The sequence below is a fragment of the uncultured Alistipes sp. genome (assembly GCF_902388705.1).
In the GTDB taxonomy this organism is placed as follows: domain Bacteria; phylum Bacteroidota; class Bacteroidia; order Bacteroidales; family Rikenellaceae; genus Alistipes.
In genome coordinates this window covers 1-10,153 of record NZ_CABMQJ010000064.1, presented here as the reverse complement: position 1 = coordinate 10,153, position 10,153 = coordinate 1, and the positions used below count along the sequence as shown (strand labels likewise).

At 62.2% G+C, this 10,153-nt stretch carries 9 protein-coding genes; 1 reads left to right on the top strand and 8 read right to left on the bottom strand.

Going from position 1 to position 10,153, the window contains the following annotated elements:
* From QZT71_RS10845 to QZT71_RS10835, 3 genes are all read right to left on the bottom strand, one after another.
* Nucleotides 1–1,119: phosphotransferase (locus tag QZT71_RS10845; RefSeq protein WP_295916008.1), on the bottom strand; the 1,119-nt coding region annotated here is incomplete at its 3' end.
* Nucleotides 1,120–1,263: 144 nt separating this feature from the next.
* The gene (locus QZT71_RS10840; protein WP_295916006.1) at nt 1,264–2,394 is read right to left on the bottom strand and encodes an ROK family protein; all 1,131 of its coding nucleotides are present in this window, start codon (nt 2,392–2,394) and stop codon (nt 1,264–1,266) included.
* 40 nt (nt 2,395–2,434) lie between these two features.
* On the bottom strand, nt 2,435–4,159 hold the full coding sequence (locus QZT71_RS10835) for a class I mannose-6-phosphate isomerase (protein ID WP_295916002.1): 1,725 nt from the start codon (nt 4,157–4,159) through the stop codon (nt 2,435–2,437).
* Nucleotides 4,160–4,342: 183 nt separating this feature from the next.
* On the opposite strand from QZT71_RS10835, the gene QZT71_RS10830 reads away from it, so the two are divergent.
* The gene (locus QZT71_RS10830; protein ID WP_295916000.1) at nt 4,343–5,068 is read left to right on the top strand and encodes a GntR family transcriptional regulator; all 726 of its coding nucleotides are present in this window, start codon (nt 4,343–4,345) and stop codon (nt 5,066–5,068) included.
* A gap of 59 nt (nt 5,069–5,127) precedes the next feature.
* Here the strand turns inward: QZT71_RS10830 and QZT71_RS10825 are convergent, their stop codons facing one another.
* The 5 genes from QZT71_RS10825 to QZT71_RS10805 all read right to left on the bottom strand — a co-directional run.
* Nucleotides 5,128–6,150, bottom strand: coding sequence for a pentapeptide repeat-containing protein (locus QZT71_RS10825; RefSeq protein ID WP_295915997.1), 1,023 nt, complete (start codon nt 6,148–6,150; stop codon nt 5,128–5,130).
* A 53-nt stretch (nt 6,151–6,203) separates the two neighbouring features.
* Complete coding sequence (locus QZT71_RS10820; RefSeq protein ID WP_295915995.1) at nt 6,204–6,743, bottom strand: peptidylprolyl isomerase; 540 nt, start codon at nt 6,741–6,743, stop codon at nt 6,204–6,206.
* A 60-nt stretch (nt 6,744–6,803) separates the two neighbouring features.
* Nucleotides 6,804–6,971 (bottom strand): hypothetical protein, encoded by a 168-nt coding sequence (locus QZT71_RS10815; RefSeq protein ID WP_295915992.1) that lies wholly within the window; start codon nt 6,969–6,971, stop codon nt 6,804–6,806.
* Between the two features lie 28 nt (nt 6,972–6,999).
* Nucleotides 7,000–9,825, bottom strand: coding sequence for an aminomethyl-transferring glycine dehydrogenase (gene gcvP, locus QZT71_RS10810; protein WP_295915988.1), 2,826 nt, complete (start codon nt 9,823–9,825; stop codon nt 7,000–7,002).
* 13 nt (nt 9,826–9,838) lie between these two features.
* Nucleotides 9,839–10,153, bottom strand: a 315-nt coding sequence (locus QZT71_RS10805; protein WP_295915985.1) for a hypothetical protein, incomplete at its 5' end; no start/stop codon positions are given.

Here is a 10,153-nt window from a genome sequence, read left to right as displayed (position 1 = left end):
GCCCCGGGCGGAGGGGGCTGCCTGACGGTTCCCGGCGTGCGTGCCCCACCCGCAGGCTGCATACACCTGCAGGCCGTATTCGCCGGCTTCGCACCCGCAGTTTCCGTCCTTTGCGGGGTTGGGTGCGCACTCTGCGCCAAGGGCGTTCCGGGGCTCGCCGCTGCCGGATCCTGCGGTTGTTCTTCCGCCGTTGCCGGATCCTGCGGCCCTTGCATTTCCGGCGGTTGGCCGGCCGGCGGGGACGGATTGCGCGCCGGAGTGGAGCTGCTCTTCCCGTACGGCCCACGCCAGCAGGTCTGCAATTCCGAAGAGGTGCGGCGCGGGTGCGTAAAGCAGCCGGGCGATGCGGTACCGGACGGCCCGGCAGGTGCGCTGGAAAAGTGCGATCACTTCGCGCAGCGCCTCGTCGGTGTGTATCTGTTGCGGGGAGAAAAGCAGTCCGTCGGCGTTGTGGTAGCGTACGTAGAGTGTCGGGTCGAGTGTCAGGGCGTGCAGGGCCGTGGAAATCAGCGCTGCGGGGTAGTCGTCGAGTGCGGCGTCGAAATCCCGGGAGGTGCGCGCCGGATGCTGGAAAGCCGCGGTGCCCAGCTCGGGGCTCGGCTCCCCGGCAAAGGCGGGCAGGAATACGGCGTCGAAATCGATCAGGTGCAGGCGGCCGTTCTCACCGACGATGATGTTTTCGGGTTTCAAATCGCCGTGGGCCCAGCAGTCGGAGGTGAGGGTCGCGGCCATGCGGTCGAATGCCGCGGAGAGCGTGCGCAGCCGCGCCGTGTCGCCTGCCGCGGCCGCTTCGGCGACGGCCTCGTGGAGCGTTTGTCCCTCGATCCATTCGCCCAGCACGACGTCGGCCCAGACCCCGCTTTCGGGCGAGGTGTAGAGGAACAGCTCCCGGGGCAGGAACCGCTCGCCGTAGATTTCGGGCAGGTGGCGCACCGGCCGCGTGTAGCAGCGCAGCGAGCGAATCCGGCCTTCGTGCCGGATGCGGAACACGACGGCGCTGTTTCCGGCCGTGTAGCACATGCGTCCCTGCTGGTCGCGGCACACGACGATTTCACCCAAGGTTCTGGTCAGTCCGTGGGTGTCGGCCAGCGTCGTCAGGTATTGTCGCAGGGTATACAATATTCAATCCCCGTTCCCGGTCTTTATAGTCAGTGAATCCGTCCGCGAAGTTACGAAATATAATCTATTTACCGGATTTTCACAGGCCTGTAATGACAAAAAAAGGCGGAAATCCGAATTTCCGCCTTTCGTTTGTCGGGATTGTCATTTCCCGCTGTCCGCGGACAACTCCCGCCTCTTGTCCAGTTCGCCGAGTGCGAACGCATAGGCTCCCAGGCAGATAGCTTCGCTTGCTCCGATGCGGGAGGTGATTACCCCGAACACCCGGGTGCGGTCGTAGCGTATGGTGCGCGCCGAGCCCGGGATTTTTACGCTGTCCGAGAAATCTTCCGTGAAAAAGGCTTCCGACTGGGCCGCGTCGCAGAGGTTGTAGGCGCGGCTCTGGGAGCGCGGGAACGAGTCCCCGGCATAGGTGCCGATCTGCCGGTTGAGTTCGTCGACCAGCGGCTGCATGAAGTATTTCGAGGCGCCCGCCAGGCCGCCGCCGATGACCACCAGCCCGTCCACGACCGTATTGGCCTGCCCGATGGCGTCGCCCGCGATTTCGCCCAGCTCGGCGAATGCCTGCTTCGCCGCTTCGGCGTCGCCCGGGAGTTTCCCCTCGGCGATGTTGAAAATGTCGTAGGGCGTGAGTTCCGATGCATCGCCGCTCAAACGGCTGTAAATCCGTTTCACAGCCCGGATGCTGACGCCCTCCTCCGCGATGTAGCGGTTGTCCTTTTTGTGGTTGAAGCACCAGATGCAGCCGCCGGCCGAGTTGTCGCCCACGAGCAGCTGTCCGTCGACGACCACGCCGGCCCCGAAGCCCGTGCCGAAGGTGATGCCCAGCAGGTTGCGGTAGCGTCGGTTTGCCCCGTGCCGTGCCAGTTGCCCGTTGATGTGGGGCAGCGTGCCCGCCATGGCCTCGCCGTAGGCGAACAGCGCCCCGTCGTTGTTGATGAACACGGGCAGCGAGAACGCCTCTTCGAGATAGGGGCCGAGCGCCACGCCTCCCTGCCGGAATGCGGGCAGGTTGGGCAGTTCGCCGATCACGCCGTTGCGGTAGTCCGCCGGGCCCGGAAATGCGAAGCTGATGGCTGCCGCCGGGGTGTCCAGCCGTTCGCGCACCCGTGTGAAGCCGTCGACGAGCGTGTCGAGGCAGCTTTGCAGGTCGTGGCAGTTGGAGGGCAACCGTATCGGCTCCACGATGCTCCGGCCGTATTGGATGGCTGAAAATATGAAGTTGGTGCCCCCTGCGTCGAGGGTCAGCACAACTCGGTCGTCGTTGTCGTACATGGTGCGGTTCGGTTAGTCGTTGTTTCCGGAATACTTTATGTTATACCCGCACGCGGGCTTTGATGGTCGCGCACGGCTGGGTGCCGACGGGACGTATGCGGTATTTGCCGACGCATTCGGGGATGATGAACGTTTCGGCGTAGTGCACCGTGAACGGCTCGAATGCGTTGTCGGGACTCTCCACGACGCATTCGTCGCCCTCGATGAGGTTGAGTACGTTGACGCTGCCCTCCGTGTGGTGGTCGACGGGCGCCGTGAACCAGTGGCGCCGCGTTTCGATGAATTCGTTGCGGTGGAGGCCCGTTTTCTCTTCGCGCCATCCCTCGCCTTCGGCCACCGGCTCGAATACGTTCGCCAGGTACTTGTGCACGTACTCCGTGTCGCGGCCCCAGTCGATGACACGGCTTCCGTGCCCGATGTTGATGGGGCGCGGTTTGCCGTCCAGCCCGAGCCGCTGCCAGTCCCACAGCTTGAACGTGAAGAGGTTGGGCGTGGAGCTGATTTCCAGCACCATCGAGTTGCCGCCCGAGCAGTGCACCGTGCCGCCCGGAATGAGGTAGTGGTCGTGCTTTTTCGCCGGGAGTTTGTTGACGTATTTTTTCGCGTCGAACGGCTTGCCCCCGGCCTGTGCCTCGCGCAGGTCGGCGAGCATGGCCTCCCTGTCGATGCCGGTGCGCAGGCCGAGGTAGACGACGGCGTCGTCCCCGGCGTCGAGCAGGTAGTAGCTTTCGTCCTGCGTGTACTGCATGCCGAATGTTTCCCGGATGTACTGCGTGGTCGGGTGCACCTGGAGGCTCAGGTTGCCGCCGCCCATCGTGTCGAGGAAGTCGAACCGAATCGGGAACTCCTTGCCGAAACGGGCCTCCACGGGCTCGCCCAGCACTTCACGGGCATGCGTGAAGATGAGGTTCACGGAGGGAATCTCGAAACGCACGCCGCCGATGTCGAGCAGCAGGCTGTTCTCTTCGGGCACGCAGTCGAAGCACCAACCATAATTCTCCTTTTCGCGGTCGAGGTCGCAGACCTCTTTCATCCATTGTCCGCCCCAGGGCGCCGGGTCGAAGAACGGCACGACGCGGAATGGGCTCCGCGCGGCGCGCGCCAGCGCCTGCATGACCGTCCGGGCGGCGGTCATCTTGGGCTGCTCGCGCCGGTTCTCGTCGAGCCACCAGTCGATGCGCTCCAGCAGCCGGCGTTTCAAATCGTCGCAGACCCGCCAGTCGATGAAGTAGGCGCGCTTGTGCTGCAGCGAGGTGGCCTCGTTGCGGTTGTGTACGCCCAGGCCGTCGAACTCCCGCCGCCGGAAGCGGAGCTGGATTTCCCAGCGGGCCATGTCGGCGTAGATCAGTTTCCGGTATGCGGGGGCGATCAGCGCGGCGCCGCTGCCGATGACGAGCACGTTCCCCTCTTTGCCGCCCAGCAGCGCCTGCTGCGCCGCGACCTTGTCCCAGTCGATGAAATCCTCCATCTTCAAATCCGTGACGTAGCCGAAGAGCACGTCGCCGGTCATGTGGCGCGCCGTCATCTTCTCCACCTCGTCGATGCTTTTAAAGAAGTCGCGCGTGTCGACGATGCGCACGCCCCCGGGTTTCAGGTTGGCGAAGAAGTCTTCGATATGTACGCCGGTATAGCATTCGAGGGCCACGACGGCCGTATCCCCTTCCCGGAACATCTCACCGACGGCGGCGCCAATCGCCTCCCAGCCGCAGACGGCTTCGCCCTCGGCCTTTATGGCCGGAAATTTATCGTAATTCGATTTACGCATGGTAGTTATCCTGTTTTATGTTATCCTGATATTTGTGTAAAGTAGTCATTTTTATTGCAGTATGTCAGTATTTTATGATTTTAACCACTGCAAATGTATGAACATATTTAATATGTTGCAAATATATGTAAAAAAAAGAATAGTTTCCAAATAAAAATTTAACTTTGCAGAAAAAACAAGACGATGGCTTATATCGATCCGAATAGCCCCGAGCCTTTGCACAAACAGGCCGAGGAGATGCTGCGGGAGCTGATTTCGCGCAAAGAGTACCTGCAAGGCAAACTGCTGCCCCCGGAGGTCGCCCTGGCAGGACAGCTGAACATTTCGCGCAACACCCTGCGGCAGGCCATCAACAAGCTGGTGTACGAGGGGCTGCTGGTTCGCAAGAAAGGCTACGGCACGCGGGTCGCCCACCGGAGTATCTTCAGCGGAGCCAAGAACTGGATGAGCTTCTCGCAGGAGATGAAGGCGCTCGGGGTGAAAGTGCGGAATTTCGAACTGCATTTGAGCTGGAAGCGGCCCGACGCCGAGGTCGCCAATTTCTTCTCCGTCGACCGGGGCGAGAGCCTCTTCACGCTCGAACGGCTGCGCGGAAACGAAATCTACCCGTTCGTCTATTTTATTTCGTATTTCAACCCCCGGATTCCCGTCACGGGAACGGAGAATTTCAGCCGTCCCCTTTATGAAATCCTGGCCAAAGACTACGGGGTAATCGTCCGTACGTCGAAGGAGGAGATTTCCGCCGCCCTGGCCGACGAATTCATCGCCGAAAAACTCCGGATTACGACCCAGGACCCCGTGCTTATCCGCAAGCGGTTCGTCTACGATGCCAACGGTGAGCCGGTCGAATACAATATCGGCGTATACAAGGCGGACAGCTTCGTTTATTCGATCGAGTGCCGGGGATAGGGATGTCCCGGGGCTGTGCGGGGATGCCCGGAGCGCGTCGGGGCATGGACGCTTGCCGGTTACTGGTTGCGGATTTTGTTGCCGAGGATAAAACCGAAAATTCCGGTGAGCAGGATGCCGAGCGTCGTCTGGAGGACATTGAGCATGTCCACCAGCGGGGAGATGCCGTTGAGCTGCTCGGATCCCACGCCGGCCATGTTCTTCAGGCTGATCCAGAAGGCGTGCAGGTAGGAGGGTAGCGAGGCGTTGCCCTGGAAAATGTAGGCGAAGAGCAATACCAGCAATACATAGGTCGCGACCATGCGCAGCAGGCTTTCGCCGTAGCCGAACATGATGTCCATCAGCAGGTTGGTGCCGATTTTCCACGCGAGTTCAGGTTTGCGCGCCGGCGGCGTGCCGCGCCATTGGGCCAGCATGCGGCGGCGCTCCATGCGGCGGCCCTTGACGTAGGCCCAGTTGGCATCGCGCAGGAAACCCGTTCCCGCCCACAGGCCGTTGAGGTTTTTGTAAATCTCCTCCGCATCGGCCCAGCGGGAGCGGAGCGAAGCGTCGGGGCTCCAGGCCGACTGGTTGTCCCGGTCGTTTTTCCGCACGCCCGTGCCGTTGGTGTTCCACTCCACCAGGAACTGCCTGTACTTGTCGTAGTCCTGCTGGAGCAGCCTGTCGCCGGCGAGGTTTTCGCGGCGGATGTTCACGCCTTCGCCGAAGTAGGTGTAATAGAGGCTCGTGTCGGCGATCCGGGATTTGCGCATGATGACGATGCCGGTGAGCATGGCGCGGTAGAAGTCGCAAAACCGGATGTCGGCCTCTTCGAAAGTCGCCCGCTCGGTTTCGCTGTACCGGAAGTCGCTCCATGAAATCGCCGCGCGGCGGAAACGGCAGTTGCGAAGCGCCGCCTTGCGGAACGATACGCGGCAAAGGGTGCAGTTGTCGAAGCAGCACCCGGTGAGCGTGCACGCGTCGAAGGTGACGTTCTCCAGCGTGCAGCCCCCGAAGTCGAGGCCTTTGAGCTCCCGGCCCGTCAGGTCGAGGTCGCGCAGGACGCCCGCCGCGAGCAGTGTCGTAAGTTCAGTCTGGGTCATGGTCGTGTGTGTCGGGTTGAAAAAAAGCGGGGCTTTCCAGTCCCGCTTTGTCGTTAGTGGCAGTCGCAGTGACCGCCTTCGTGGTCGCATCCGCCGCCGCAATCGTCGCCGCAGTCGCCGCACGAGCAGCCGCCCTGCAAATCCTCGGGCGTTACGTCGCGCACCGATACGATTTCCACGTCGAAGTTGAGCGTCTTGCCCGCCATCGGGTGGTTGAAGTCCATTTTCACGGTTTCGTCGCCGACCTCCTTGACGATGCCCATCATGCGGTTGCCCTGGTTGTCGCTCATCGGCACCTGGCTCCCCACGAAGAGGATGTCCTCGGCGAGTTTGCCGTCGACCATGAATATGTTTTTCGGCAGGTCTACGACAGCGTCGGCGATCAGCTCGCCGTAGCCGTCCTTGGGCTCGAGGGTAAACGATACAGCCTCGCCGATCTCCTTGCCGAGGATAGCCTCTTCGAATTTGGGAAGCAGCATGCCTGTTCCGAAGATGAATTCGAGCGGCTGGCCCGGGCGCGACTGGTCTGCGATCTGTCCGTCGACGGTGAGCTTGTAGTCCACGCCGACCATTTTGTTCTGTTCTACTTTCATTGTAATGTGATTATAAATTTATTGCGGTCGTATTAATTGACAAAGATAGTAATTAAGTTTTTATTTTGCAATCGGTTGTGCGGCTCCGGCTTTTTTCGTGTATCCGTATGAACCGGCCCTTGCGATAATCATGCTAAAAAAGCGTGTTTTTTGCCGCCGGAGCTCTTTTTTTCGGTATCGGCGTGCTTTTCCGGTTGAAATAAAAAACGGATGGACTTTGCGTGCCATCCGTTTTTTTGTTGCGTGCGGCGTGCGGCTACTCGCAGTTGCGGCAACAGAGGTTGCGGTCGCCGTAGCCGTTGTCGATTTTCGAAACGTACGGGAAGAACTTCGCCTCGCGCACCCACCCGAGCGGGAATGCCGCCTCGGCGCGGGTGTAGGGATGCGGCCATTCGCCTGCGATTTCCGCCGCCGTGTGGGGGGCATTGACCACCACGTTGTCGGCATTGCCGACGGCGGCCTCGCATTCGCGCTTGATGCTTACCAGTGCCTCGATGAAACGATCCATCTCGGCCTTGGGCTCCGACTCGGTCGGCTCGACCATCAGCGTTTCGTGCACGGGGAACGAAAGCGTCGGGGCGTGGAACCCGTAGTCCATCAGGCGGTGGGCGATGTCGCCGCAGTCGATGTTGTAGTCCTTCTTGAAAGAGGTCAGGTCGAGAATCATCTCGTGGCCCACGCGGCCCGTTTCGCCCGAATAATAGGTGCGGTACTCCGGTGCGAGCGCTGCGGACATGTAGTTGGCGTTGACGATGGCCATCTCCGTGGCGCGCCGCAGCCCGCTTTCGCCCAGCATCTTGATATAGCCGTAGGTTATGGGCAGCAGCAGCGCGGAGCCCCAGGGGGCCGATGCAACGGCCGTGATGCCCTCGTCGCCGCCCGTCGGCATAACCGGATGCGAGGGGAGGAACGCCTTGAGGTGTTCGGCGACGCAGATGGGGCCTACGCCCGGGCCGCCGCCGCCGTGGGGCATGGCGAATGTCTTGTGCAGGTTGAGGTGGCAGACGTCGGCGCCGATGTAGCCGGGGTTGGTCAGGCCCACCTGCGCGTTCATGTTGGCGCCGTCCATGTAGACCTGTCCGCCCGCGTCGTGCACGGCGTCCACGATTTCACGGATGCGGCTCTCGAACACGCCGTGCGTCGAGGGGTAGGTCACCATCAGGCCGCACAGCTCCGAGCTGTACTCCCTGGCCTTGGCTTCGAGGTCTGCGACGTCGATGTTGCCCTTGTCGTCGCAGGCCACCGTGACGATTTTCATGCCGGCCATGGCCGCCGACGCCGGGTTGGTGCCGTGGGCCGAGGCCGGAATCAGCACCACGTTGCGGTAGCCCTGCCCGCGGCTCTGGTGGTAGGCGCGAATCACCATTAGTCCGGCGTACTCGCCCGCGGCGCCCGAGTTGGGCTGCAGCGAGCAGGCCGCGAAGCCCGTGATGGTCGCCAGGTCGCGCTCCAGTTCCGCGATGAGCTGCATGTAACCCTCGGCCTGGTCGGCCGGGGCGAAGGGGTGCATCATCTGGAAGCCGGCGAGCGAGAGCGGCTGCATGAGCGCCGCGGCGTTGAGCTTCATGGTGCACGAACCCAGCGAAATCATCGAATCGGCGAGCGAGATGTCGCGCAGTTCCAGCCGTTTGATATAGCGCATCAGGCCGCTTTCCGAACGGTAGGTGTTGAAAACCGGCTCGGTGAGGTAAGCTGTCCTGCGGCGCAGGGCTGCCGGGATATTGCTTTCGGCGGCGGGCTTTACGGCCTTGGCTTTACGGCCTTTGGCGGCGGCGAAGATGCGAATTACCTCGGCGATCTCCCCGGGGGTGGTCACCTCGTCGAACGACATGCGCACCGAACCCTCGGTGGGGTAGTAGAAGTTGATGCCGCTCTCGAGCGCCAGCGACTGTACGACGGCGGCTTCGGCGGCGACTTCGAGCGTGTCGAAGTAGGCGGACGAAGCGAGTTTGTAGTCCATCGCTTCGAGGGCCCCGGCTACCGTCACGGCGGCCAGGTGGGCCGTATCGGCGGCGCGTTTCAGCCCTTCGGGGCCGTTGTAGACGCAGTAGAAGCCCGTCATCGAGGCCATCAGGGCCGAGGCGGTGCAGATGTTCGAGGTGGCGCGCTCGCGCTTGATGTGCTGCTCGCGCATCTGGAGCGCCATGCGCAGCGCCTTGTTGCCGAGGCGGTCGATTGAAACGCCGATGATGCGGCCCGGCATGTTGCGCTTGTAGGCTTCGCGCGTGGTCATGTAGCCTGCGCCCGGGCCGCCGAAGCCCATCGGGTTGCCCAGGCGCTGGGTGGTGCCCACGGCGATGTCGGCGCCCCATTCGCCGGGGGCTTTGAGCAGCGCCAGCGAGAGCAGGTCGGCCACGGCCGTGACCAGCACGCCTTTGGCGTGGGCCGAGGCCGTGAAGTCCGAGTAATCGCGCACCTGGCCGTTGGCGGCGGGGTATTGGACGATGGCGCCGAACTCCCTGCCGGTGAAGCTGTATTCGTCGTATTCGTCGATAATCAGTTCGATGCCGAACGGCTCGCTGCGCGTCAGCAGCACGTCGAGCGTCTGCGGGAAGATATTGCGGTCGATGAAGAGCTGGTTGCGCCCCTCTTTCACGGCTTCGCGCGAGCGCAGGGCGAACATCATCAGCATGGCTTCGGCGGCGGCCGTGCCCTCGTCGAGCAGCGAGCAGTTGCCGATTTCCATGCCCGTGAGCGAGATTACGGCGGTCTGGAAGTTCAGCAGCGCCTCGAGGCGGCCCTGTGAAATCTCGGCCTGGTAGGGGGTGTAGGAGGTGTACCACGCGGGGTTTTCGAAGACGTTGCGCGTGACGGCGGCCGGAACGGCGCAGGGGTAGTAGCCCATGCCGATGAACGAGCGCAGGCAGCGGTTGCGCTCGGCCAGCGTGCGGATGTGGGCGGCGAATTCATACTCGCTCATACCCTCGGCGGGCAGGGCGAGCGGTTTCTTGAGCCGGATGGATTGCGGTATGACCTGCGAGATTAGCTCCTCGACCGATCCGGTGCCGATTACCTCGAGCATGGCGTTGAGGTCTTTTTCGTTGCTGACGCCGATGTGGCGTTCGGAGAATTTGTCGAACATATTTGGTTTTTAATTAGTTATTGCCGTGTGTCGTGTAGGGGTGCGCATTCGCAATGCAAAAATAGTTTTTTTTCGAAGACCGCAAGCGCGTCCGGCAGATATTTTCCTTGCCGGGCCGGCGGCAGGATTCGCGTCGTGTCCCGGCGGCCCTGCCCTGCCGCGGAACGCGCCGCCCGTATCCGGGAGCAAGCGCGCGGAGCGGCTGTTGTGTGGCGATGGACTGGGCCTTTCCCATACCGGCGGCGGGGCGGGGAATCAGTAGTTGAAACTGCTGCCGCCGATGAATTCCCGGATAATCGACGTGGGCGGGATTTCGTCGGGCGGAATC